Raw genomic sequence first — 26,875 nt, 5'->3', positions numbered from 1 at the left:
AACTATAATGATTAATAACTATACAAAAAATTATAACTGGTTAAACATCATTGGAAGATAAACTCATTGTACCGAGTAGCGTAGTGCGCCAAAATAAACGACTAAAAGCACTATTGAAAAAGTACAAACATGCCTACCACCTCCACAATGCCCTGATACAGCTATCAGAGCAAGCAAGTACTGTTGCCGAATTAACCTTACTTTACCCAGCTATTCATGACATCTTACAAAAGTATGTCCCGAGTAAAAGCTTTTATGTGGTGCTTGTTGAGCCGCAATCACAACAGTTGGAACTGTCTTATTTTTCTGATGAAAAAGATGGAATTTCTGTACCACTTAATCGGGAGAATAATTTTGAAGAAGGCGCAACGGGTTATGTGTTTAAGCAAGGAAAGACCACTTATTTCACTAAGCAACAAATGCATGATGCTGCACAGCAAGGCTTATTTAAAGCATTAGGTACACCTGCAGAACACTGGGTAGGCGTTCCAGTTTATCAAGAAAAAAATATTATTGGCGTATTAGCAGCGCAAAGTTACGACACTGAGCAAGGTTATAGTTCGCAACAAATAAACCTACTTGAAGCAATGTCACTTTATTTAGCGACAGCTATTGAACGCGTTAAGAAACGAGAGTTGCTCGAATCAGAAGTAAAACTAAGAACCCGTGCATTAACGCAAAGCAATGATGCTTTAAATGTTGAAATACAACAGCGAAAAAGCGCCCTGCAACGCCAGCAAATATTATTTAAAATTTCAGAGCTGACAACTCAAGCTAAAAACCTAGATGATGCTTATTTTCAAATACACGAAATAATAAAAACCATTACTTACGCAAAAAATCTTTATATTGCCTTGTATGATAAAGAAACGGGCTGGATTAGTTTTCCTTACAGTGTTGACGAATTTCAAGGCAGCACCCAACCAAGGCGCTTTGCAAAAGGGTACAGTGAGCTGGTGATCAGCACCGAAGAAACACAAATAATTCACCCGCAAAGAGCACAAGAGTTATTAGATAGTGGCATTGTAGAGCGTGAAAAACCAATTGATGAATCTAGAAGAGCCACCAGCTGGCTTGGCGCTCCGCTCAAAACATCGCAAGGGGTTATAGGTTTAATTGTTTGCCAAGCTTATAATAATGAACATCTTTTCACACAAGATGATGCAGAACTCATAACCTTTGTATCGCATCAAATTGCCACGGTATTACAAACAAAATTAGCCTCACAGGCGCTGAAAAAGAGCCACCAAGAGCTCGCTTCTCGAGTAAACGAAAAAACCAAAGAGCTAAGCCAAGCAAATTTGCATTTACAGATGCAAATTGATGAGCGTAAAAAAATAGAGCAGCAGCTGTATCACGATGCGCACCATGACTCATTAACAAGCTTGCCTAATCGTAATTTATTTTTAACGCAGCTAGAAAAAACGCTACAGTTTTACCAACGTCACCCTGATGAGCACTTTGCGGTACTGTTTATTGATCTTGATAAATTTAAAGATATAAACGACCAGCTTGGGCACCATGCCGGAGACGAATTTTTAATTAGCGTGGGTCAGTTGTTCTCTCAATGTATCCGTGAGCATGATTTATTAGCACGCTTAGGGGGAGATGAATTTGTAATTTTACTCACTCATTTAACCGAGCCAAACCAAGCTGAAGATGTTGCAAATCGAATCATCAACATCATGCGAAAACCTTTCTGTACAAAAGGTATTTGTGTGCAAAGCGGCGCGAGTATTGGTATCACTTATTCAAAACAAAGCTATAAACATACAGATGAAATTATTAGAGATGCTGATGCCGCAATGTATTACGCTAAAAACTCTGGTAAAAATCGCTTCGAATTATTTCACCCGTTACTCACAGAGCCAATGCTGCAACATGAGTCACAAACATTGCACCATCTTGATGTATTACCTATGACGTTTCGTAGCTCAGATATTATTTCTATGGATGAGCATTATCAATATGCCTCATTATTTGAAGCGTTTGGTGAACACCCTGTACTTGGCTTTACTAGTTTTGATATTTTAAAGAAATTTGCAAGTGATAAAGAACAGCATATAAAAGTAGAACTCCAACTGATTTTACAAGCGTATCAACAAGCGAAAGACTCTGAAATAAGCGTTGCTCTTCTGCCTTGCTCAAGTCTGCTTTTAGAAAATCATGAGTTCTCTTTATTAACTGCTGCACTAAAGCAGCCATTAAACATTGATCCACTTTGTTTGTTGTTTGATGATCAAGAATTACGTTACGCCAGTGCGCTGCAACTAGAAAACTTAAAACAGCTTAAAGCGCTGGGCTACTCTATTGGTCTAAATAATTTCGCAAAGGATAAATGCGAGCTTAATTTAGTGACCGAAATAGAATTTGATTACTTACTATTAAGCTCCACTTTCAGTAAACGAATATTGCAGCAGGAATGCTATGACTTGCAGCTACAAGGTTTGCTGGCTATCACTAAACTTAAACACATTAAAGTGATTGCTAAAGGCCCGTCAATATTAAACTTCAGAGCCCTTTTAGATAAGCATGGCTTGAACTTGTTTGTTGCCAAACAGCACCCACTTAAAAGCGCGATACGTTCAACACTTATAAGCTCAGAATCAAAATAACGCTAAACACATGCTATTGTGGTTTTTTTAGCATTGCCCTTAAATTTGCAACCCGAGCTTGGCCTTTTTCCATGCGTTCAGCTTGAGTATTAGGCGCTTTTTTGTTTTCAAAGGCTAAGTCATCTTGTGGTAGCTCTTGCACAAACCGGCTGAGCTCCGTTTGCGATGTTTCACCAAATTGACGACGAATTTTAGCATACGTTAAGGTTAGCTCTTGCTGCGCGCGGGTAATACCTACATAGGCAAGGCGGCGCTCTTCATCTACATTATCCTCATCAATGCTTACTTGGTGTGGTAATAGCCCCTCTTCCATGCCTACCATAAATACATAAGGGTACTCGAGTCCCTTTGAAGCATGCAGCGTAAGTAATTGTACTGCATCTGCTTCATCTTCTTCCTCGTTACGCTCTAGCATATCGCGCAGGGTCAATTTACTAACCACTTCAGCTAACGTCATTGGCGGATTATCGGCATCGCCAGTCAGCATATCGGTGATCCAACGGTACAGCTCCGAGACATTTTTCATCCGCATTTCGGCGGCTTTGGCACTCGGTGATGATTCATATAAATAGGCTTCATAATTAATATTTCGCACTAAATCTTTGACCGCTTCTAAGGTATCGCTGCGTACAGCGTTATCCGACAGCTCAACCACCCAACGGGCAAACCCAGCTAACGCATTAAAACCACGTCCTTTTAGTCTGTATCCTAAGTCGTTATCAAAACAGGTGGCAAACAAGCTTTGATGTTTTTCATTGGCTAAGGTGCCTAGTTTTTCAAGCGTCACCGTGCCTATTTCACGCCGTGGCGTATTCACGATTCTTAAAAAGGCATTGTCATCATCTTGGTTCACTAAAAGACGTAAGTAAGCCATGATATCTTTAATTTCAGAACGTGAAAAAAACGACATCCCGCCGCTAATTTTATAAGGTATACGGTTACTCATTAACGACTTTTCAAAACCACGCGCTTGGTGATTACCCCGGTACAAAATCGCGTAATCTTTATAGCTGGTGCGCTTCATAAACTTATGCGAAATAATTTCTGCAACCACACGCTCAGACTCATGCTCTTCATCGCGACAACCAATGACTTTAATTTGCTCACCATAGCCAAGTTCACTAAAGAGCTTTTTTTCAAACTCATGGGGGTTATTTGCAATTAATATATTAGCCGCTTTAAGAATGCGCCCTGCACTACGGTAATTTTGCTCTAGTTTTATTAATCTTAATCCTGGATAATCTTTACTTAATAACACCAAATTTTGTGGGCGAGCACCACGCCAAGAGTAAATTGACTGATCGTCATCTCCTACCACAGTAAAGCGTGCACGTTCACCAACCAGCAATTTTACTAATTGGTATTGGCTGGTATTAGTATCTTGGTATTCATCCACCAGTAAATACCGAAAACGCTGCTGCCAACGCTCACGTGATGTGGCATTACTGCTTAAAAGCAGCGTGGGGATCATAATTAAATCATCAAAGTCGAGTGCATTATAAGCGCGAAGCTGATTTTGATAACGCGCATATAACTGAGCAAACAAGGCTTTTTGTGGCTCTCTGGCTTCGCGAATAGCTTGCTCTGGTAAAATGAGTTCATTCTTCCAGCTACCAATTTGCATTTTAAGTAGATTAAGTAAGTCTTTGTCTTTTTTAAGCTCATCTTCGGTTAAATCACCGAGTAGTTGATTCGTATCTTGGTCGTCAAACAGCGAAAAACCAGGCTTAAAACCCAGTGTTTTTAACTCTTTTTTGATGATTTCAAGCCCGAGTGTATGAAATGTAGAGACCCATAAACCTTTAGACTCTTGCTTTCCTAAGGTTTGCAAAACCCGCTCGCGCATTTCTTTAGCCGCTTTATTGGTAAAGGTAACCGCCGCAATATTACGCGCTTGATACTCACACTTCTGTACTAAGTAAGCAATTTTGTTGGTGATAACTCGTGTTTTACCCGAGCCTGCGCCGGCTAATACTAAGCAAGGACCACTAATGTACTTTACCGCTTCATCTTGTTTAGGATTGAGTTTCATAACGACCAGCTGATTGCAAAAAGACGGGCAATTTTAACGTAATCACTACAATACGCCTAGCCAATAAGGTAATATTAGTTATTATCATTTTAGGCAACAGGCAAGGGACGACTATGATTAACCCAGCAAAACTTGAAGAAATTGCGAAACAGATCACTAATAACATGCCACAAGGTGTAAAAAACCTGGCTGATACACTTGAAGGTAAAACCAAGCAAGTGTTACAAAATAAGCTTGCCGAAATGGACTTTGTAAGCCGTGAAGAGTTTGATATTCAAAGCCAAGTGCTGATCCGCACCCGTGAAAAGCTGACTGAATTAGAAGCAAAAGTAGCGATACTTGAACAGCAATTATCGGCAAAAACAGACGCAGAATAATAAATATAACGCCATAGACGAACCTGCTTTATGGCGCTAATCACTCAGTTATTCAAATAGCTCGTCGAGCACATAGTAACCCGTTGCTTGTTGCTGCTCTATGCTCACCCTTAGCAATTTATTAGCTACTTGCTCACCGGTTATTGGTCTATACCGTTTGAAGATGCCAAAACGCGTTAACAGTGGCAGTACCACCTCACCTAACTTTTCTGCAATTCTAAGCTCTGATCGCTCGCCGACTAACAAAGACGGTTGCAATATACTCAAGCGCGAAAAACCAAGCTGCTTTACCTGCTGCTCAAGTTCCCCTTTGATTTTTAGGTAACGGCTCATGCTATGCGCATTTGCGCCACTTGATGACACCAAACAATAATGAGGAACACCGTTATTGGCCGCCATTTGCGCACAAATAAATTGGTATTCAAAATCAACTTTACGCTGTGCTGCTGCGCTTCCAGCTTGCTTTAGCGTGGTGCCTAAGCAGGAAAAAAACACGTCACCTTTGAATAACTCAACGTAATGTGTCAGGTTCTCAAAATCAATAACATGGCTAGTTAATTTAGGATGAGAAAAGTCTAATTGGCGGCGCGATAAGCTCACTACTTTCGTATAGCAAGGAGATGCTAACAGCTGTTGTAATAACTGGCTGCCCACTAAGCCGGTACTGCCGATTATTAGCGCCGTTTTAGCCATATTAAGCGTGACTACCCGCTGACTTGTTCAGTACATGTTGTACTGCTTTTTTATAGCTAGTGCATTCTTCTTCAGCGCAGCTAACTACCGACTCTAAATCATGCAAGTGACCGTTTTCTAATCCATATACCCAGCCATGCACAGTGAGCTCTTGACCTCGTAACCAAGCATCTTGAACAATGCTAGTGCGCGATACGTTACGCACTTGCTCAATTACATTAAGCTCAATTAAACGATCAAGACGCTGTTTTTCTGGTAGAGCATTAAGTTGCTCTAAATGCTTTTCTTTTACATCACCAACGTGGCGTAGCCAGTTATCAATAAAGCCAAAGCGATCTTCGTTTAATACCGCTTGTACACCACCACAACCGTAGTGGCCAACAACCATAATATGTTTAACTTTTAATACTTCGACCGCATACTGCATAACCGATAAGCAATTATGATCTGTGTGCACTACCACGTTGGCAACATTACGATGCACAAACAATTCACCCGGTAATAAATCAACAATTTGATTAGCAGGAACTCGTGAGTCAGAACAACCAATCCATAAGTATTCTGGATTTTGTTGCATCGATAAAATTTTAAAAAATTCGGGGTTAGCTTCGCTTGTTCTAGATGCCCAGCGTTTATTATTTTCTAGTAGGTTATTTAAATTTCTCATTACATCTCTTTTAGGTCGAGGGCGTTAAACTGGCTAAAATTAAAATATTACGGGGTGTTAATTGCTTCTCACAAAATGTACTAACACTGACGTTATAGCCTTGCTGTTGCAAATATAAAGCACGATCGAGCACAAGCCAAACTTCTATTGCTCTTCTAAACACATGTCGAACCAGTTCAACTCGCTCGGTTATCTTTTTTCGCGCCTGCCCAATCAATAAAAATTTATTGTAATCAATATCTTTTGGCAGTTTTAAGGCTTTTTTATCTGCCGCCCACTTACAAAATGATTCAAACGAATCTGAAAATATTGCTTTATTCACTGAGGGCACACTAACATACGCCGACTCACCGGTGAGTGACTTTCTTAAAGCATCAAACCCGAGTCGCCACTCAACTTCTGTTTTTCGTACTTTGCCCACTCGCGATGGAGCCGTGACGGTTTCTTGCAAGGCGAGTTTTAAATCTCGATGAGTTAAATTAAGCGCACTTCGCTTCGCCTGTTCGCTCATTGCTTGATAATTATTCTCGGTAAACAAGTGATAGCAACAAGGTGAAAAACTAATTTGTGTTACTTTGGCCGCACTGGCTTGATGCATAAAAGTTTGATGTAACGCACCGCAGGCATGTAAAGCAACGGCATGGGTTTGTGGGTTAAAAAAATCCTGAGTGTTATCTGTGAGTACATCAGCTTGGCTAAATTGCATAGCAAGCCCCTGTTGCTGCGCACTTTTTTGTCCTTGCTCACATAAGTGAGATTGTAGCTCAATACTGTGCACGCTCGGCGCACCATTAAAAGCTAACATTCGTCCTAAATGGCCTTTGCCTGCACACCACTCTAAAATAGGCTGTTCATTGGCAGGTAGCGCACCAACAAAGTCTTGTAGCTGTGTAAACTTTCGTCCTTTAATACCGTTACTAATCCAAAACGGATAATCCGTTCGACTGCTTGTTATGACAGGGAGTGAAGCTAATTGGCTTAATTGCTCAATACCGGGTATGTAAGGTGAAAAAAACTGATAAAGTTGCGCTTGATCAGTATCTAACTCAGCAACGTCCTGATCAGTTAAAGCAGTTAGGGGGTCGTGTAATTCAGGCCACGGTAAACAGTCAAAATCAAACGCAGTACATTGCCAATACGAGCGCGTATTCATCAGTAACGAATCGAGGGCAGTAAATTGCTCAGTTAAGGTCATAACAGCTTAAAATATTAAAAAGGCAATAAATTATACCAGTACACTCGCGCCTAATTAAGCGGTTATTTTTTTAACCTCGCAGAGCAAGGGGATTACTTAACTTTCCCACCTTTTCTATTGGTTAAATTAGCCATTAGCGTGCTTTGAACATTAACCGTAAATAAAGGGGAATAGAAATAATACTAATAATAATGGCCGCAATCAGCATCCAAGAAAGCTGCAACGTTTCTTGTTTTTTATATTTATAAATAAAATCGGCTTTTACTTCGTCAAACTTTGTTTGGTCAATCTCATATAAATCAGCAATTAAACGCCATTTGGCCATCGACATATTACCCACATTGGTGCTTGGCGGCGCAATATAGCCTTTTAGCACTTCGGCCTCATAAGCTAATTGATGAAAACTACGCTCAGGGGCATAAAACTGCTGAGTAATGGCGATGGCTTCATCCATATTCATTACCGCATAACGCCACCCTTTTAAACTCGCTTGGTAAAACTTTTCTACCGTATCGGGGTGGTACTTAATCATGTTATCACTGGTAAATAAAATATCTGCGTATACGTCCATACCATAACGTTGTGGACATATAAGTCGATGAGCAATACCTTGCTGATCCATATAATAAGGTAAGTCGGTAACATAGACTTCGATGGCATCTATTTTATTTTCCATCCATGCTTTTTGTAATTTATCGCCTTTGTATATAGCCAACTTTTCGATATTTATACCGCTGCGCTTGAGCATAGTTAACAACTCAGAATTGCTCTCTTTACTCACTTCACTTACACGTTTATTGACAAAATCACGGGCATGAAAAATATCAGAGCTTTCTTTGACCATCCAGCAATAAGGAGAAAACTGTAATATGGCAGCCATGGCTACAAAGGGTTTACCTGCAATACGCTGCTGTAAAATACCAGAATGCGCAACCCCAAACTGGGCTTCACCACGCTCTACCGCGCCAAAACTATTGGGTCGTTTTTGATCTGCAGGCACAATAGTAACGTCTAAACCGGCCTCATCATAATACCCTTTTTGCTGAGCCATATAATAACCCGCAAATTGAAATTGATGTGTCCACTTTAATTGTAGTGTGACTGATTCCTGCGCCATTAACTGGCTACAAAAAAGGCAGGCGCTAATTATCATTCCTTTAAGTAACAAAGAGAGTTTCCAAAAAACGTAGTGATTAACGTAACTATATGTAAAGCAGCTGATAAAGCAAGCATCCACAGAAGATGCCTGCTTAAAATAGGATTATGCTAAGGCGAGCTTTTCAAGCTTTTCTGCTTGAGGTTGTGTGGTTAAAAACTGGGTGAAACACGGGTTATGGGTTTCGTCTTGAACACTGTAACCTAGGCGGTTTAAGTGCTCATTAAACATCTCATATTGACTTGGCTCAATAGCAAAACCTGCCAATACATTACCCGTTGAACCGCCATGATTACGGTAGTGAAATAAAGTGATATTCCAATTACTACCCAGTGTATCTAAAAAGCGCGCTAATGCACCTGGGTACTCTGGAAACTCAAACCGCAGTAAGCGTTCATGTAGCTGCTCTGGCGCTTTACCACCAACCATATAACGTACATGAAGTTTTGCTAATTCGTTATCTGACAAGTCGCAAAACGAATAGCCATTATCGGTTAGGCTTTGTTTAAGCTCCTCAAGTTCTGCTAATCCTTGGCGCAGTGCAATACCAACAAAAATTTGCGCCTCGCCAGGCCCCGCATAACGATAGTTAAATTCGGTAATAGCGCGCCCACCTAAAGATGCACAAAACTGTTTAAAGCTACCGCGTTTTTCATCAATTGTTACCGCTAATAATGCTTCGTTCTTCTCACCCAATGCAGTACGTTCAGCTACATAGCGTAAGCGATCAAAATTTAAATTAGCACCAGACAAAATAGCCGCTAAGTTTAACCCCTTTAAACCCGACTGCTGAGACCATTTTTTAAGCCCTGCAGTTGCAAGTGCGCCTGAAGGTTCGGCAATAGCACGGGTTGATACAAAAATATCTTGCATGGCAGCACATATTTCATCATCTGATACGGTCACCACTTCATCGCAAAACTTTTGCGCCAGTCTAAATGTTTCGCTACCAATTATTTTTACGGCAACACCATCGGCAAAGCTTCCTACTCTTTCTAGCTCTACAGGCTCTCCCGCTTCCATGGCAGCTTTTAAACAAGCGCTTTCATTAGCCTCGACCCCAATCACTTTGATATCTGGGCGCAGCGATTTAATGTATACCGCCATACCCGCCAGCAATCCGCCGCCGCCAACAGGAATAAATACCACGTCTAAGTCGTTCAGCTGTTGCATTAGTTCACGGGCAACTGTGCCTTGACCAACAATGACATCGGGGTCATCAAATGGAGGGACAAATACGCCGTTTCGCTGCTCAGTTAATTCAAGCGCATACGCCTTTGCGGTATCAAATTGATGACCATGTAACACGACTTCCCCGCCCAATGCCCTTACCGCATTAACCTTAATTTCAGGCGTCGTTACGGGCATAACAATGGTGGCTTTATGCCCTAGGTGTGAAGCACTCAGCGCCACCCCTTGAGCATGATTGCCTGCCGATGCGGTTATCACGACCGAGCCCTTTGGCAGCTTATTTAATTTATTAAAAGCACCGCGTAATTTAAACGAGTACACCGGTTGCTGATCTTCACGCTTTAACCAAACATGATTACCTAATCGTGCACTCAATTCGGCCATTTCACTCACCTCAGTCACCTTAGCTAAAGGCTCCATATTGGCTTGGATAATAGCGCGAAAATAATCGAGTTCTTGAGAAACCATACCTAACTAAGCTCCTCCAGTTTGGCTAAATCACGCACCGCACCTTTATCGGCACTGGTTGCTAGTAGCGCATACGCTTTAAGCGCAGATGACACATAACGATCGCGGTTAAGCGGCTTATACGCTTGTTTACCACGAGCCAATTGTTTTTGCCTGCGAGCTTCGAGTTCCTCATCGCTTAATGCTAAAGTGATTTCTCGAGTAGCGATATCGATGATAATTTTATCGCCATTTTCAACATAAGCTATCGCGCCACCGCTGGCTGCCTCGGGAGACACATGGCCAATTGATAAACCTGACGTACCACCCGAGAAGCGACCATCGGTGATCAAGGCACATTTTTCAGCCAAGCCTTTTGATTTTAAGTAGCTGGTTGGGTATAGCATTTCTTGCATGCCTGGGCCGCCTTTAGGGCCTTCGTAACGAATTACAACTACATCGCCGGCTTTTACTTCACCATTTAAAATACCTTCTACAGAGTCATCTTGAGACTCATAAACAACAGCAGTGCCTTCAAAGTGCAGCATTTCATCGACAACGCCGGCACTTTTAACAATACAGCCATCAACCGCTAAATTACCTGAAAGTACCGCGAGGCCGCCATCTTGACGAAATGCATGTTCAACACTGCGAATACAACCATGTTCACGATCATTATCCCCTTCGTCCCAACGGCAATCTTGGCTCATGGCTTTAGTAGTACGAATACCAGCGGGACCCGCGCGGTAAAACTTTCGCGCCACTTCGTTATTAGGATCCGTTGCATCCCATTTTTTTACCAGCTCACCCATGGTCATGCCGGCAACATGATTAACCGATAAATCAACCAAGCCGGCTTTACCAAGCTCGCGTACTATGGCCATCATGCCACCAGCGCGGTGTACGTCTTCAATATGGTATTGCGCGGTAGCTGGGGCAACTTTACATAAAAACGGGGTTTTACGTGAAAGTTCATCAATGTGTGACATATCAAAATCAACGCCAGCTTCTTGTGCCGCTGCGAGTAAATGTAATACCGTATTTGATGAGCCGCCCATGGCAATATCAACCACCATAGAGTTCATAAATGCGGTTTTATTAGCGATGGCACGAGGCAGTACGTCTTGGTTATCTTTTTGGTAATACTCGCGGCATAAATCAACGATGCGAGCACCTGCTTCAACATACAATTGTTTACGGTCTTTGTGGGTCGCAAGCGTGGTACCGTTACCCGGCAGCGCAAGGCCTATTGCTTCTAATAAACAGTTCATTGAGTTGGCAGTAAACATCCCTGAACACGACCCACAGGTAGGGCATGCAGAGCGTTCAACTTGCTCTGAGTCGGCATCACTTACCGATTCATCGGCACCTTTAACCATGGCATCTACTAAATCGAGTTTAATATCGATATTGGCTAATTTAGTTTTACCCGCTTCCATAGGGCCACCCGATACAAAAATAACCGGTATATTTAAACGCAGCGCCGCTAACATCATCCCAGGGGTGATTTTGTCGCAGTTTGAGATACAAATCATCGCATCAGCACAATGGCCATTGACCATGTACTCTACCGAGTCGGCTATTAAATCGCGCGATGGCAGTGAATAAAGCATACCGCCGTGCCCCATGGCAATACCGTCATCTATGGCGATGGTATTAAATTCTTTTGGAACACCGCCCGCTTGGGTGATGGTTTCAGCCATTAGTTCACTGAGCTGATTAAGATGCACATGCCCCGGCACAAATTGTGTAAATGAGTTAACCACAGCAATAATGGGTTTACCAAAGTCGGTGTCGGTCATGCCTGTTGCACGCCATAATGCTCTTGCGCCTGCGCGTTTACGTCCTTCAGTAGTCGTTGCACTTCTTAATTTAGCCATAGTTACCTCAGTATTTGCCGCAAAAAATGCGGGCATTCCTCATTCTAAAAATTGATGAGTAACCACGTGAGCAGTTACTCGTAAAATCTGTTAAATTTTTTGTTATACAGCTTGTTGCTGTAAGCTTTGCAGCGTGACATGTTTCACATCAACCAATTTATTTAGTTGACTGGTAAGCAAATAAATTGGTTTATCGCTATCAACCGTCATGGCCATATTATATTGGCCATCGTCCATATTGAGCTGCAAGTGAGTTAAATCAAAACCACGATGACGCACGACACGTAAAAAGCGCTCGATTGCGACACTTTGGCTTTTTAAGGCAATAGTTAAACTGTGTTTCATTGTGCTTTCTCCGTCATCATTTCATCGTTAGCAGCCCCAGGTGGAACAAGTGGCCATACGTTTTCTTTATCATCAATACAAGCATGAACAATGTAAGGTCCATCGCTATTTAATAAGGCTGTAATTGCATCATCCACTTGGTTGGCATGGGTAATCGTTTGCCCCGCAATACCAAAAACAGCCGCTAGCTGCACAAAGTCAGGGTTATCTGACAAGTTAGTTTCGCTATAGCGCCCTTCAAAAAATAACTCCTGCCATTGGCGTACCATGCCTAAACGCTGGTTATCAAGTATCAGTATTTTTACTGGTAAATTATTACGACGAATAGTGGCAAGCTCTTGGATATTCATCATGATTGAGCCATCACCTGATACGGTGATCACAAAGTCATCTTTTCTCGCTATTTGTGCGCCGATTGCCGCAGGTAAACCAAATCCCATGGTGCCTGCACCGCCACTGCTTAAGTGGTTGCATGGATGGTTAAATTTCATATGCTGCGCAACCCACATTTGGTGCTGACCCACATCGCAGCAAACAACACTGGTGCTTGGCATACGCTGGCTTAGTTGATTAAGTAAATAAGGGGCAAATACTTTTTCACCAGGATAGTCGTAGCGCCATGCATGCTTAACCATCATTTGTTTATTATGATCGCACCACGCTTTTGGCGTAACGACGCACTCAAGGGCGGGAAGTGAGGTTTTTAAATCAGCAATTAAAGAAGCCTTTGCGGGTTTACGTTTACCGACCTCGGCTGCATCTATGTCTAAATGAATCACGTTTGCTTTTGCAGCAAACTTAGCTAAGTTGCCTGTTACACGGTCATCAAAGCGAGCACCAATACACACTAATACATCACATTCTTGCACCGCTAAATTAGCGGCTTGACCACCATGCATACCTAGCATGCCTAAATCATATTCGTAATCAGGTAATACACTGCCCAATGCTTTAAGGGTTGAAACCGCAGGCATTTGCGTTTTATTTAAAAATTGCATTAATTCATTTTGCGCATCAGCGGCATGAACGCCCCCACCAACATACGCTACGGGTTGCTTGGCTTCACTGAGTAATTGATTGGCGATAGCAACTTGGTTTAAATCAAGTTGCGGTAAGTATTCATCTGCCGCTAACCAAGGTTTAAAAGGCACCTGCGCCATTTGAATGTCTTTGGGGATATCAACTAAAACGGGGCCTGGACGGCCGCTTTGTGCTAAATGCATCGCTTCTTGTAATATTTCGGCTAAATCTTCTGCTCGCTCAACCATGTAACTGTGTTTAGTACACGAAAGCGACATGCCAAGCACGTCAATTTCCTGAAAAGCATCAGAGCCAATAGCGGCGGTTGGTACTTGCCCTGTAATAGCAAGTAAAGGCACTGAGTCCATCATGGCATCTGCCAATGCGGTAATTAAATTAGTAGCTCCAGGGCCTGATGTTGCCAAGCACACACCTAAACGTCCAGTACTGCGTGCATAGCCCACGGCGGCAAACCCTGCACCTTGCTCATGACGAGTAAGATAATGTTTTACAGGCGCACCATACAAGGCATCGTAAATGGGCATAATAGCACCACCTGGGTAGCCAAATACTTCATCTACGCCGTGTTTGGCGAGTAAATCTATTGTTAGTTCTGCGCCTGTCATTAGTAAATCCTCATTCCTGTGTGACAACCCATTAAAAATTTAACTCTAAAACTAAAAAGCCCCCCGGACGGTTAAGTGCGGAGGGCTTTTCAATGCTTAGTTTTTTAAAGCACTACGAAGCCCTCGCGGGAATAATCACCACGATAATAATCAGGACTAGGTTAAGTGCATTTTTAAGCATAAAATTCAGTACCATTTAAGATTTAGTCATTGCGAACATCTTGTTTCGCTGTCTTTTTATATTAGTACCGCGCTCAGGGCGGTAAGTCAACACCAAATTCAATTCAAAATAATTATAAAAACACGCTTACTCAGGTTTTAAAATTCAATTAAAACAGGTTAAATAGATTTTTTATCCCTTCATTTCAACTCAGGAAATTCACTATTCTTATAACACTGAATTCTGGTTTGATTAATTTTTAGTAAGCCACCTCATTTTTATCTAACAAAATTAAAATAAATCGATTTCTTAAGAGTTTCTTAAGTCTGGCAGCCTAGCATAACAACGTTCACGAAAAAGAGGCGTGTTATGAACCCAACTTTTAAACTCAGTAAGCAACCGCAAGAAAATACTAAAAAACGCTTTTATTTTAATTGCAGTGCTAATGCATTCATTATTTTTATGGCTTGTTATTACGGCTTAGTTATTAATATTCCATTTATGCATGGTGCGTTTAGCGCTATTACCTCGTTGCACACATTTTCATGGCTATTTTTGTTTTCTGTGCCGTTACTACTGATTTGTTTGCTAATCATATTCTTTTCAGTGGTTTCTATTCGGGGAATACTAAAACCCATTAACTACTTGCTGCTAGTGCTCTCGAGTGCGGCGTTATATGGCTCATTGAACTATGGTGTGGTGTTTGATTATTCCATGATACAAAACACCGTCGAAACTGACTCTAGTGAAGCGTTAAGCTATTTAAACTTGCAACTTGTTGGCTTTTTACTGCTTTTTGCCGCATTACCTGTCTTTATTTTGAGTAGAATAAAAATAAACTGCGCTCGCCCATACAAAGAAGTTATTAGCCGTCTTAAACTGCTTTTAGCAAGCTTTGCACTGATTGCATTAGTGGTCGTTAACTTTTACGCCGATTACGCGGCAACGGGTCGTAATAACCGTATTCTTAAAAAAGAAATTATTCCATTTCAATATCTCTCTAGTGGCTACAAATACGCCCGTGACCAGTTACTTTATAGCGATATTGAATTTAAAAATATTGATACCACGCCAACTTTAGCATCGCCAAGCACAACACGAGTTACTGTCATCGTGGTAGGTGAAACCGCTCGAGCTGAAAATTTTTCCTACCAAGGCTATGAGCGTAATACCAACCAATACACGCAAAAACATAATGTCACTTATTTCGATAACGTATCGTCGTGTGGCACGGCCACAGCAGTGTCAGTACCGTGTATGTTTTCACTGCAAACTCATGCCAATTTTTCTCGTTTAGACAGTGATAACCAGCAAAACGTAATTGATTTGATACAACAAGCAGGCGCAGATGTCTTGTGGGTTGATAATAACAGTGGCTGTAAAAACGTCTGCACGCGCGTACCTACCATTAATATTGATACCAAAGCATCTGAACTATGTGATGGTAAATACTGTTTTGATGAAGCGTTACTAGCCCCTTTAAAGCACAAGCTTGCCAATTTGAGTCAGGCTAATACGGTTATAGTGCTGCATATGATGGGTTCACATGGCCCTACTTACTTTAAGCGCTACCCTGAAAAATTTAAACAGTTTAGTCCAACCTGCGACCGCAGCGATATTCAAAACTGTAGCGCTGAAGAACTGGTTAACACCTACGATAATACAATTGCTTATAGTGATTTTATCAACGCTCAAGTTATTGAACAGTTAAAGGCACTGCCAGCTAATATTGATAAGCAATTACTGTATGTGTCAGACCATGGCGAGTCGCTCGGTGAAAATGGCGCATACTTACATGGCTTTCCCTATGCATTTGCACCAACAGCTCAAACCCATGTGCCTCTTTACATCTGGGCTGATGAGCATAATCAGCGCATTACAGCCAAGTGTCTCAACAACTTAAATAGCACTTTAGCGCAATCACACGATGCTATTTTTCATACCCTTTTAAGCTTAACCGGTGTTGCGAGTAAAACCTACCAAACCTCTGAAGATTTACTCGCGTCATGTCAAACGATTAACCATAGCGAAACTAAAATATGAATAATAAAACCGTTATAAAACGCCAAGGCCTAATGCGCCTAATTTTTACCTTAAGCCATACATTTAACGGCCTAAAATGGATGAGCCGATTTGAGGCTGCTTTTCAGCAAGAGTTGGTTTTATTTAGTTTGCTAGGCGTATTTGCCTGCTTGCAAGAAATTACTTTAAGTAGCAAATTAATCTTGATTGCCAGCTTATTGTTTGTGTTATTTGCTGAGTTGGTCAATACCGCAGTCGAAGTGGTGGTTGATCGCATCGGTAGCGAATATCATGAACTATCAGGCCTAGCTAAAGATATTGCATCCGCCAGTGTCTTTATCGCCATGCTTATTGCTATTTTAGTTTGGTGGTCTGTGCTATGGACTTAATCAGTAGCACTAAAAAAGTACTGGGGCCATTGTGGGTTTTAGCGGTATTTTTTTTCGCACTCCTATGCTTGCTAACTTTTGCGCGATTAGGTTTAAGTTTGTGGCAAAGTGGCCGTGTATTTACCGAAGGCGCCTGGCACTTTGTTTTTGTAGGCGGTTTACGTGTTGATATAGCAACATTATGCTACATCATAACCCCCGCTTTGTTACTAACACTTGCAGCACATGCTCTCAAATTAACTGCTTATATTCGAGGAGTCGTAAAGTGGTATTTAGTAATAATGGCTGCAATGTTAGTGTTTTTTGAGGTTATTACACCCACGTTTATTAACGAATACGACTTACGCCCTAATCGCCTATTTATTGAATACCTTATTTATCCTAAAGAAGTCTCTAAAATGATTTTTTCAGGTTACAAACTCGAAGTCCTCTTCGCTGTTTTAGCGCTCGTTTTCACCATTAAATTTGCTAACAAAATTCTTACTCAGCAATGGCAAAACCGCTCGTCCCTAGGGGCAATAAAACTATCACTATTAGCTGTTATTATATGTAGCCTAACACTGTTAGGCGCTCGAAATTCATTAGGCCATCGTCCATTAAACCCCGCTATGGTGGCATTTTCGACCGACCACTTGCTGAATGACCTCACGCTTAATTCATCATATAGCGTAGCATTTGCGTTAAAACAGCTCTCCAATGAGCAATCAAGTCAGGCATATTATGGCAAGGTCCCTCAAGAGGAGTTACTCGCCACAGTACGTAGTACCATGCAAAATCCTCAAGCAATATTTAATAATCCAAATGCCCCTACCCGCACTTTTCATCAGGCAAGCTACCAAGGTAAAAAGAAAAACCTGGTTATTATTCTGCAAGAAAGCTTGGGCGCTCGTTATGTAGGTACCTTAGGTGGCTTACCCTTAACGCCTAATATAGATGCACTTTATCAACAGGGCTGGGGATTTGATAACTTATACGCTACCGGCACTCGCTCTGTACGCGGTATTGAAGCAGTTATAACCGGTTTTACACCGACTCCCTCACGCGCGGTTGTAAAACTCGATAAATCACAACGTGACTTTTTTACCTTGGCTAGTTTTTTAGCAAAGCAGGACTACCATACTCAGTTTATTTATGGTGGAGAAAGTCACTTTGACAACATGCGTAGCTTCTTTTTGGGTAACGGCTTTAGTGATATTGTTGATAGTGAAAGCTTCGATAACATTAACTTTAATGGTTCATGGGGCGCATCTGACGAAGATTTATTTACTCAAGCAGATAAAGAGCTGAATAAATTACAACAACAGCAAAAGCCATTTTTTAGTCTGATTTTTAGTAGTTCTAATCATAGCCCTTATGAATTTCCGGACGGTAAAATAGCCCTGTTTGAGCAACCAAAGCAAAGCCGTAATAACGCAGCTAAATATGCAGATTATGCCCTTGGCACATTCATTGAAAAGGCGAAAAAATCATCTTACTGGGACGATACTGTGTTTATAGTGATTGCTGATCACGACTCACGCGTGTCTGGTTCCAGCCTTGTACCTATTGATCACTTTAGAATTCCTGCGGTTATTTTTGGAAACGGTATTAAGCCCAAACGCGATCATCAATTAGCCAGTCAGCTGGATATTCCTACCACCTTACTGTCGCTTATTGGCGCCAGCGGTGAACACCCAATGATTGGTCACGATCTCACTCGCCCTGTGGCCAAAAATAAGCAGCGTGCAATGATGCAGTACGATAAAAACTTTGCTTACATGCAAAACGATAACGTTGTTATTTTGCAGCCAGATAAACCAGCAACCACCTATATTTATAAAAATAAGCAATTACACCCCAAGCATAACGATAGCGCACTCATCAAGCAAGCTCGTGCGCTGGCTAATTATGGCAACATGGCCTACAGCAATAATTGGTATCAATAACACCGAAAAATGCCTGATTGATTAATCAGGCATTTTTACGTTACCTATAAAGTAAACTAAGTTAGTATTTATAAAACGACTTAAACTTGGATAGGATTTTATGAACGTGTCATTACGTATTAGTCATTTATTTATGGTGTTATTACTTTTAGCCTTTAGCGTCAATGGCTATGCAGCACCGGCTCTATTCAAAATAGAAAAACAAGGCGCTAGCTCGTATTTATTTGGCACCGTGCATGTGGGTGATGCCAGCATGAAAGGGCTACCACAAAAAGTGACTCACGCACTGGATAACAGTAACCAAGTTGTTGTTGAAGTGGATATTAGTAAACTATCACCATTACAAATGCAACAACGTTCTATGCCGTTTATGCTGCTTACTAACGGGCGTACGCTACAGAGCGAGCTTTCAGAAAAAAATTATCAACTCCTCAAAGACTACTTTGCTAAAAAATCGATTGATATTGCCATGTTCAACAGTTTTAAACCTTGGGCTGTCATGTTGACCATGATGCAAATTGAGTTTCAAAACGCGGGCTATTCAGATAAAAACGGCATCGATAAGCAAATACTCGAGTACGCGCAAAAGCACAGTATTAACATTGCGGAGCTTGAAACCATAGAGCAACAACTACAGATGTTTAATGGCTTAGAGTCATTAAGCAATGCCATGATGGCAGAAACTTTTGAGCAACTAAGCGATATTAATACCTACTTTATCACCCTAGTAGATGCATGGAAAAAGGGCGATATGCAAACCCTAACCAGCTATTACCACACCAGTTTTGATGACAGCCAATACGGTCAACAAAGCGAGCAAGTGATGCTGATTGAGCGCAATAATAATTGGGTCACTCAGCTCACGCCTAAACTTGAACAAGGTAAGGTGTTTATTGCGGTAGGTGCTCTGCACTTAGTTGAGAAGCATGGTTTAATTAAACAACTTCGCGACCAAGGGTTTAAGGTTACTCAGTTATAAACAAGCTTATATAAGCGTCTCACTATGAGCAGCTTGTTGCCCATAGTGAGCCGGTTTAAAATCTTCCATTTTTAAGGTGTGTTCAATCCCTTTAATGGTATCTGCTGCATGATGGTTTACATAAATAACGGTACTCGTTTTTGCAGCACACACCTTTTCAATCAGCAGTAAAACGCGTTGACGATTTGCCTCATCAAGCCCTAAACATGGCTCATCTAAGATAAGCAAAGCAGGATGTTTAACCATTGCGCGCACAATCAGTAATAGTCGCTGATCGCCATACGATAGCTGGGTAAAAGCGCTATTTGTTTTGTCACTTAAACCTATTAGTGCCAACCACTCTTTAGCTAAACGCGTTTGTAACTCACTGGCTTGTTGATATAAACCTATACTATCGAAAAACCCTGAAATAATAGTATTAAGCGCCGAAATACTCACTCGATACTGCAAATGTAGCGTATTTGAAATATAACCAATGTGCTGTTTTATATCCCAAATACTCTCCCCTGTGCCACGCTTAAAACCAAACACTTCAATCTCATTGTTATAGCACTGAGGGTTATCACCAGTAATTAAATTTAATAAACAAGTTTTACCTGAGCCATTTTTCCCGGTGAGTTGCCAGTGCTGATATTGGTTAATCGTCCAGTTTAAATTTTCAAAAATTGTTTGTTCGCTGTAACGCACATGAACATTAGTGAGCTTAACGAGTGGCGTGTTTGTCGCTGATTTAAAACAGCGCTCAGGCGCATCGGGAATACTTAATGATGTATGCTCTAAATGAAGTAATTTGAATAAATCCGCTTGTTTTGCTGCACACGGTTTTGCCAAGCTATGTTGTAAACGACCATTATTCACATAAGCAAAGTGATCAACAAACGCTGGAATTTCATCAACACGGTTTAGCACAAACACAAAGCAGGTTTGTGCGCTCAACTGCTGTAATAGGCGGTTTAGCTGCCCAACCGATTCAGAGTCTAAGCCATCAAATGGTTCATCAAGCACAACTAAATCACTGTTAGCAGATAGCGCTTTAATTAATAATAATTTACGCGTTTCGCCAGTAGATAAATCAGTAAAATCACGATTAAGTAAGGCATCAAAATTAAAAGCGGTGATTAACTGTTGGCATAAATCGCTATTTATTTCAGGCTCAGCAAAGAGCATGTCTGTTACTTTTTGTGGTTTTTCACTTTTACGATGCGTGTTAAGTAACTGCTTTTGTAGATCACTTGACACTAATTGTAGCTTGTTAAAGGTACTATGACGTTGCCCGCTTTGTTGTTTTGCTTCACCAATTAACGCTGCTGCGAGTGCTGATTTTCCAGCACCATTACCCCCGAGTAAGACCCAATGTTCACCCTGCTTTACTTGCCAAGTTAAATCGTCGATATAATACCGAACACTGTCATCGGTAGATAAATAACCACTAAATTGCTGTAGTAAAATTGAGCGCACGTTAGATCCCAAAACAGAGCTTAAAAACTCAAACTAACGTAATAAGGAATAATTAAGCAAGTGAGATTTAATCAACCTCAGGTAGAAAAGCATCGTTTAGCGCCGCGATTATGCTTTGCTGATCTATGGGTTTATGAATATGACCTATTGCTCCACAAGCTTTAGCGCGAGCAAGATCACTATCAGAGGTGTTTGCGGTAACCACAATAATCGGCAGTGTTTTATCGTTATCATGCAAGATTTTAGTGGCTTCAAACCCATCCATAACCGGCATATTTAAATCCATAAAGATGACGTCATAAGATTTTTTGGCGACCATTTCACACGCTATTTTGCCATTCTCAGCGCATTCAGCGTGTATGTTCAATGCGGTTAATAGCTTAGTGAGTACCAGCATATTAAGTGGGTTATCTTCAACGACTAAACAATGTAAGTTATCAGGAATTGACGATGACTTGCTTAAAGTAGTATCCATCTCTAATGGTAATGTTAAAAATACAGAGGCCCCTTGCTGACGATTATTTTCAAAACGAATTTCACCCTTTAAGGCGTCAACAATATATTGTACACGGGTAAGGCCTGTTCTGAGTCCTTGAAAATGGTTACTTTGCTCAGTGCTGTCTAATTCTAATTGCTCGATAAGGTGATCAAAGCCACAGCCGGTGTCCTCGACGCTCAGCGATAGTTGGTTATTGTTGAGCGTAGCGATGACTTTCACCTCTCCTTGCTCTGTAAACTTTAATGCATTACTAAGTAGCTCATTAACTATTTGTTGTAAGCGTGCATGATCTACAATCACCGCGCAGTCTAAGCTCGCTGCTAACTCTCTAATTAACTTTAACCCTTTTTCAGTACAACCATATTCATACACAACTAACACTTTATTTATGGTGGTTAGTAAGTTGTCAGAGGTCGGGTTTAACGACCAACGATTTAAACTCAGCGCTTGTAAATCTTGTAATTCATCTAACATCGCCAACAACCTCGCCGAGCAATACCGAGCTTGGCGTTGTATATCCTGCTGTGAAGTGGGAGTTTTTAGCTCATCGATCGAGGTAATTAACCCCTGTAATGGGGTTCTAAATTCATGACTGGCTCGTGCAATAAAGTGCTCTTTGTTATTACTTACCTGCTCTGCAAATTCTTTTTGTTGTTGATACTTTTGTAAGGTCTGCAGAACTCGTTTTTCCATCGGCATAAACACAAATCTAAGTTCTAAAAACAATAATGCCAGAGTAAAAAACCAACAAAGCAGTTCAATACTAGAGATCCAATCAACCTTTTTTACCGCTTGTTGCTCAAATAAGCTCACCGCAGTGTCTAATTTTTTAAGTAATGCTTCAACTTCGCTCACAGAAAACGAAGCCAAATTAATAGGCTCCTTTTGAGAAACCAAATTTTTAGCTTGCGTTATAAAGGCCAACACTTCTGCATCTAAGTTGTTTGGGGGGGCATAATATAAATCAAATAAAGGTGTATTTAGATAAACTGCGTCACCTTGTTCATCCTTAGTGAGTAAATATTCATGGGCTTGTTCAAATAACTCAAGGGAGTGTTTTAACGATTGAAGATGTTGTGCGTGATTATACGTTTGATTAATTAATGCATTGCTATGCCAAGCTATTTTTTGCGAAAGCATACGTTGCTTGCCAGCTATATTGATAATTTTTGCATCGTACTTTTGCACTGAAAAGAAGTATTGCATCAGTAATGCAGATACGCTGACCAATAAGGCAATAGCAACTAAAGCCCAACGGTAACGTTTGCGAATACTCTTAACAATGTTGAACATAAACTAGGTTACTTTTTTTGTTTTAACTGTAGCCTAAGCTTAGCAAACTAATTACTAAATTATTAAATATAAAAAACCCAGCTAGTTAAGCTGGGCTCTTGTAACCGTTTAGCGTGTACCTAACGATTTTCTAGTCGATTATAATCAAACATACCAAATTCAACACCTCGATACTGGCGGGCAACCTGATGTAAAATATCGCTGTATTGCCAAAATTGCGGGTGAGTTCGACGAATCGCAAACTTAGACTTTAAAGCGCGATAATCAGCTTCCACTTGCACTAGCGGTAACTGTTCGGCAAAGGCCGAAACCTGTTGGGCGTTATTTAAATACCAAATTGCAGAAGGGTAATCACCAATAAAGCCCGGAACAATTGTCACCGTATCTTCTTCATAAGCGCGCTGTCCATCTTCGTTTAGTAGACTCGAAATATTATAGTGCGCGTTATGGTGAATAATCGTATAGCCTGTGTGTCCATCCTGCTCTTTCACTAGCACATACGATAGCTGTGGCAGTAAGTTAACTGCTTTAGCAGGCATGGTATTAATCGCACTTAATGGTGCGGGTACTTTTTTATAGTCATAACGAGGACTTAAAACGGGCTCTAATGCCTCTTTAATTAAGCCATATAGCTCTGATTGCGGTTCATCTGTTTGATAGTTAATACCGCTGGGTTGACTAAACTCACGATTGTTTTCAAAAAAGGTCGACAAACTAGGTGGTGATTTTCGATACCAACTCTGTTTAATTGTCTCTCGCTGAGTTTCAGGTAACAAAGCTAAAAAGTTGTGCTCACCCTCTAAACGTAAAAAGTCCATGTATAAGCGCGTTATTAATTGATGGCCAATATTGCCATACACATCAAAGCCCGCAACTAACAAGTAATGAATACGCTCAAACAGCGCGTAATCAAGCACCCACATAGTTTTAGGTTGTTGGCCAATAAAGCCTTTAACTACAGTTGCACTATCAAAGTGTCGAAAAATAGTCAGTGCCGCATTTTGATTGTGCCCATCCCCTTTCCACAATAAGTCGGTGGTTAAATGCTCGCCGTTTTTGAACAGATTATTAGCAAGCTCTACCTTGGCTTTTAAGTAACGTTTTTCGCGAACCGAGTATTTGACCCAATTAGAAATCGGTAACGCATTACTTTCCTCTGCTGCGGGCAACTCTAATGCATCCTCATGTTGCACCAGCATTTTACCTACCGCCGGAGTCGCTACCTTTTTAGGATCAGCAAACGCCACCCAAAAATGATCATTAATCACATTGAGTGCTATTTGACCACGACAAACAGGGCCTTTAATAAAGCCCATAATAATTAGCTCAGCTTCATCTAGCATAAATTGATATTTTGCATCTATAGGCAGTGCTTCAAACGTTTTAAACGGGTTTGATGCAAGGGTAGGCTCATAGCTTGGTAAACTAGATACAGTGTAATTTGGCGCAATAAATTGCTGGTAAATACGTGCCAACTTTTCATCATTAAGTTTAAGCGGTAAATGCGTTTTTGATAAAATAGTAGAACGGTCGTGAAGCAGTCGATAATAAACACGCTCAACGTTTGGATTATCGTAAGGGCGACGAGAACTTATTAATTTAATGTCTTCACCAGGGGGAGTACTTGAGCGTACCAACTTAAAAAAGTTAGGTGATTGTGCATCACTAAAGTAGATGTGTGCTAAAAACCAATGCTCATAAATATAGCGCGCTGATAATTGGTACTTCAAACCATCTTGATTTAAAAATGCTTCCCAGTTTTTTACTTGCGCAAGCTCAGCAGCTGATGGCGGCTTGATGTGCGCCATTTTCCCGCCTTTTTTAATCCAGTTTTGTAAGTGCTGAAATTCAGCAGCAGTCACTCCAGGCAAGCCATAAGGCATACCCGCATGCGGTTGCTCATCCGCTAATTGGTCAAACTCACCCATCGTCGCACAACTTTGGTTGCGGCTAAGTGAAAAATCAAAACGTTCATCTAATACTTCATCTTCTGGCAAGGGTGAACTTTGCTTTAATACCAGCGTATTAAATAACACACTACCCGCTAAATTGGCTTCTTCAGTTTGTGCTCGCTCGTTTAATACCGGGCTAAATTCTTTATCACGCCATTGCTCAGTCGTGGTTGCATCAAATAATAATCGGCTCGGCGTTGAAGCTAACAACCGAGTACCATCGTAAACCAACTCTTTACTGAGGCCTCTGTCGATACCTTCAGGAGAAGAGAGTTTTAATTGGCAAGGCGCATCATAACAGCCATGACAAACCACGCAGCGGTTATCGAGTACAGGCTTTACTTGCTGTAAAAACTCAGCCCCAGCACCGCTATTATGAGCAACCATACGATCTTGTGTTTGCTCAGGACCGAATAATTCATTGTAATGTGCATTACCTAAGTAAGCACAACCACTTAAGATAATCAGTACAAAAGTACCTATAATATTTTTTTTCATTATTCAGTCTCATCACCTAAATCGAACGTAGGCATCATATCGATTTGTGGTGATACGAATGTTAGGTTTTCAACAGTAGTCACCACAGCGCTTAATAGAGGGCCCTGTGTTATGGTTAATTGAGCGTCATGCTCGCTATGCGCTATGGTAGCAAAGCTTGAATTGATGATATTCAACTCATAGTCTGCAATGCTAATGCCTATACTACTGTCAGCACTGGGGTTCTGGCATAGTTGAGTAAGCAGCTCATCACTTAAGATAACTGAAATTTCCAAGTCAGGCTGCGCTAAGTCACGGGTACTTAGTGTTTCATCTAGAATAAATAAAGGAAGTGTTAAATTGCTATCTTGTTCAAGTTCCATTGGACTCTCTGCGCTACTGACTATTTAATTATTACCTATTATAACAACGTTCCAACTTAAATAACGATAAACAAGTCTTAAAATAGCCTCGTTAATTTTTAAGCAGCGGTATCAATGCTGCTTTAAACTTCGTTAAGACAACAACAGGAACGCCAAACTTCACTCATTAAAACCTGAAACCTGCAGCATTACAGTAATTGAGAACTCAACGATCGTTGCTACTAAGCACCAATGCATAAGGTAAGTGTAGAACCTTCATGCTTTACCCTCTAAGTGCGATAAAACTCAACCCAAGTGACAGTGTTAAATTTACACCGAGCTGCTTTATACCAATCCGCAATAATACTCAATCATTTTGCGGGGCTAAACGTGCCGCTACCTGTGTTAAAAAATTCTTATTTAGAACAACTAAATAGCGAATTTTTTGCCTAGCTATCACCCCGTTTTTCCTGCCTCAAAATAGACCGCTTAATTAAGCGAATTGGTATTACCTAAAATCTTAAACCTTGCACCTGAAACCTTTATTTTATTGCAGGCATTAAAAAACCCGAGGCTAAGCTCGGGTTTTTTCGTATTAATTAGCTAGGCTAATTATTACTCGTTGAACGTTGCTACAAAGCACCTACGCCTAAGGTAACTGCGCCACCTTCACATGATGTAAATCGCAGCCATTAAAAAAGGCCACCTAAGTGACCTTTTTCTAACAATTAACTTAAACGTTAATTATTACTCTACGATAGTTGCTACAACACCAGCACCTACAGTACGGCCACCTTCACGGATAGCGAAACGAAGACCTTCGTCCATCGCGATTGGCGCGATTAGCGTTACAGTCATCTTAACGTTATCACCAGGCATTACCATTTCTACGCCTTCTGGTAACTGTACGTCACCTGTTACGTCAGTTGTACGGAAGTAGAACTGTGGACGGTAACCTTTGAAGAATGGAGTATGACGACCACCTTCATCTTTCGAAAGTACGTATACTTCTGAAGTGAATGTAGTGTGTGGCTTGATTGAACCAGGCTTAGCTAGTACTTGACCACGTTCAACGTCTTCACGCTTAGTACCACGTAAAAGTGCACCAATGTTCT

The 26,875-nt window shown here is 41.1% G+C and carries 20 protein-coding genes; 6 read left to right on the top strand and 14 right to left on the bottom strand.

Annotated features, from left to right (window positions below; genetic code table 11):
- The first annotated feature begins 50 nt into the window (after positions 1 to 50).
- Positions 51 to 2,615 carry a bifunctional diguanylate cyclase/phosphodiesterase gene (locus tag N523_RS0104770; RefSeq protein ID WP_028834473.1) on the top strand — a complete coding sequence of 855 codons (2,565 nt, stop codon included), beginning with the start codon at positions 51 to 53 and terminating at the stop codon, positions 2,613 to 2,615.
- A gap of 13 nt (positions 2,616 to 2,628) precedes the next feature.
- On the opposite strand, the gene rep is transcribed toward N523_RS0104770, so the two are convergent.
- Complete coding sequence (gene rep, locus N523_RS0104765; protein WP_016899315.1) at positions 2,629 to 4,647, bottom strand: DNA helicase Rep; 2,019 nt, start codon at positions 4,645 to 4,647, stop codon at positions 2,629 to 2,631.
- Positions 4,648 to 4,760: 113 nt separating this feature from the next.
- Here rep and ubiK point away from each other — a divergent pair, with 113 nt between their 5' ends.
- A complete protein-coding gene (gene ubiK, locus N523_RS0104760; protein WP_008112735.1) occupies positions 4,761 to 5,024 on the top strand; it encodes a ubiquinone biosynthesis accessory factor UbiK in 264 nt (87 codons plus the stop codon).
- A 48-nt stretch (positions 5,025 to 5,072) separates the two neighbouring features.
- On the opposite strand, the gene N523_RS0104755 is transcribed toward ubiK, so the two are convergent.
- From N523_RS0104755 to ilvG, 8 genes are all read right to left on the bottom strand, one after another.
- Positions 5,073 to 5,717 (bottom strand): NAD(P)H-binding protein, encoded by a 645-nt coding sequence (locus tag N523_RS0104755; protein WP_028834472.1) that lies wholly within the window; start codon positions 5,715 to 5,717, stop codon positions 5,073 to 5,075.
- A 1-nt stretch (position 5,718) separates the two neighbouring features.
- Positions 5,719 to 6,384 carry a carbonate dehydratase gene (gene can / locus N523_RS0104750; protein ID WP_028834471.1) on the bottom strand — a complete coding sequence of 222 codons (666 nt, stop codon included), beginning with the start codon at positions 6,382 to 6,384 and terminating at the stop codon, positions 5,719 to 5,721.
- Positions 6,385 to 6,394: 10 nt separating this feature from the next.
- Positions 6,395 to 7,579: a methyltransferase gene (locus N523_RS0104745; RefSeq protein ID WP_028834470.1), complete on the bottom strand. Its 1,185-nt coding sequence runs from the start codon at positions 7,577 to 7,579 to the stop codon at positions 6,395 to 6,397.
- 133 nt (positions 7,580 to 7,712) lie between these two features.
- Positions 7,713 to 8,696 carry an ABC transporter substrate-binding protein gene (locus N523_RS0104740; protein ID WP_036949924.1) on the bottom strand — a complete coding sequence of 328 codons (984 nt, stop codon included), beginning with the start codon at positions 8,694 to 8,696 and terminating at the stop codon, positions 7,713 to 7,715.
- A 144-nt stretch (positions 8,697 to 8,840) separates the two neighbouring features.
- Complete coding sequence (gene ilvA / locus N523_RS0104735; protein WP_028834468.1) at positions 8,841 to 10,394, bottom strand: threonine ammonia-lyase, biosynthetic; 1,554 nt, start codon at positions 10,392 to 10,394, stop codon at positions 8,841 to 8,843.
- A 2-nt stretch (positions 10,395 to 10,396) separates the two neighbouring features.
- Positions 10,397 to 12,253: a dihydroxy-acid dehydratase gene (ilvD, locus tag N523_RS0104730; RefSeq protein WP_013463862.1), complete on the bottom strand. Its 1,857-nt coding sequence runs from the start codon at positions 12,251 to 12,253 to the stop codon at positions 10,397 to 10,399.
- Between the two features lie 102 nt (positions 12,254 to 12,355).
- Entirely contained in the window at positions 12,356 to 12,598 is a 243-nt protein-coding gene (gene ilvM / locus N523_RS0104725; RefSeq protein WP_028834467.1) for an acetolactate synthase 2 small subunit, read from the bottom strand.
- Entirely contained in the window at positions 12,595 to 14,244 is a 1,650-nt protein-coding gene (gene ilvG, locus N523_RS0104720) for an acetolactate synthase 2 catalytic subunit (protein WP_028834466.1), read from the bottom strand. The genes ilvM and ilvG overlap by 4 nt, the downstream gene beginning before the upstream one ends.
- A 529-nt stretch (positions 14,245 to 14,773) precedes the next feature.
- On the opposite strand from ilvG, the gene N523_RS0104715 reads away from it, so the two are divergent.
- The 4 genes from N523_RS0104715 (at position 14,774) to N523_RS0104700 (ending at position 19,719) form a co-directional block, all read left to right on the top strand.
- The gene (locus tag N523_RS0104715; RefSeq protein WP_028834465.1) at positions 14,774 to 16,447 is read left to right on the top strand and encodes a phosphoethanolamine transferase; all 1,674 of its coding nucleotides are present in this window, start codon (positions 14,774 to 14,776) and stop codon (positions 16,445 to 16,447) included.
- A complete protein-coding gene (locus N523_RS0104710) occupies positions 16,444 to 16,815 on the top strand; it encodes a diacylglycerol kinase (protein WP_008112748.1) in 372 nt (123 codons plus the stop codon). The genes N523_RS0104715 and N523_RS0104710 overlap by 4 nt, the downstream gene beginning before the upstream one ends.
- Positions 16,806 to 18,740, top strand: coding sequence for an LTA synthase family protein (locus N523_RS0104705; RefSeq protein WP_013463858.1), 1,935 nt, complete (start codon positions 16,806 to 16,808; stop codon positions 18,738 to 18,740). The genes N523_RS0104710 and N523_RS0104705 overlap by 10 nt, the downstream gene beginning before the upstream one ends.
- A 100-nt stretch (positions 18,741 to 18,840) precedes the next feature.
- Positions 18,841 to 19,719 (top strand): TraB/GumN family protein, encoded by an 879-nt coding sequence (locus tag N523_RS0104700; RefSeq protein ID WP_028834464.1) that lies wholly within the window; start codon positions 18,841 to 18,843, stop codon positions 19,717 to 19,719.
- A 6-nt stretch (positions 19,720 to 19,725) separates the two neighbouring features.
- On the opposite strand, the gene modF is transcribed toward N523_RS0104700, so the two are convergent.
- From modF to N523_RS0104675, 5 genes are all read right to left on the bottom strand, one after another.
- Positions 19,726 to 21,177 carry a molybdate ABC transporter ATP-binding protein ModF gene (gene modF / locus N523_RS0104695; protein WP_028834463.1) on the bottom strand — a complete coding sequence of 484 codons (1,452 nt, stop codon included), beginning with the start codon at positions 21,175 to 21,177 and terminating at the stop codon, positions 19,726 to 19,728.
- A gap of 67 nt (positions 21,178 to 21,244) precedes the next feature.
- A complete protein-coding gene (locus N523_RS0104690; protein ID WP_028834462.1) occupies positions 21,245 to 22,969 on the bottom strand; it encodes a response regulator in 1,725 nt (574 codons plus the stop codon).
- Positions 22,970 to 23,088: 119 nt separating this feature from the next.
- A complete protein-coding gene (locus tag N523_RS0104685) occupies positions 23,089 to 25,419 on the bottom strand; it encodes a fatty acid cis/trans isomerase (RefSeq protein ID WP_028834461.1) in 2,331 nt (776 codons plus the stop codon).
- Positions 25,419 to 25,781, bottom strand: a complete 363-nt coding sequence (locus N523_RS0104680; protein ID WP_013463853.1) for a hypothetical protein — start codon at positions 25,779 to 25,781, stop codon at positions 25,419 to 25,421. Before N523_RS0104680 ends, N523_RS0104685 begins: the two co-directional genes overlap by 1 nt.
- A gap of 726 nt (positions 25,782 to 26,507) precedes the next feature.
- Positions 26,508 to 26,875: hypothetical protein (locus N523_RS0104675; protein WP_028835957.1), on the bottom strand; the 368-nt coding region annotated here is incomplete at its 5' end.

Source organism: Pseudoalteromonas sp. 23_GOM-1509m (assembly GCF_000518425.1).
GTDB lineage: Bacteria > Pseudomonadota > Gammaproteobacteria > Enterobacterales > Alteromonadaceae > Pseudoalteromonas > Pseudoalteromonas tetraodonis.
Note: the sequence above shows the minus strand (reverse complement) of the source record. Positions and strands in the feature narration are given on the sequence as shown.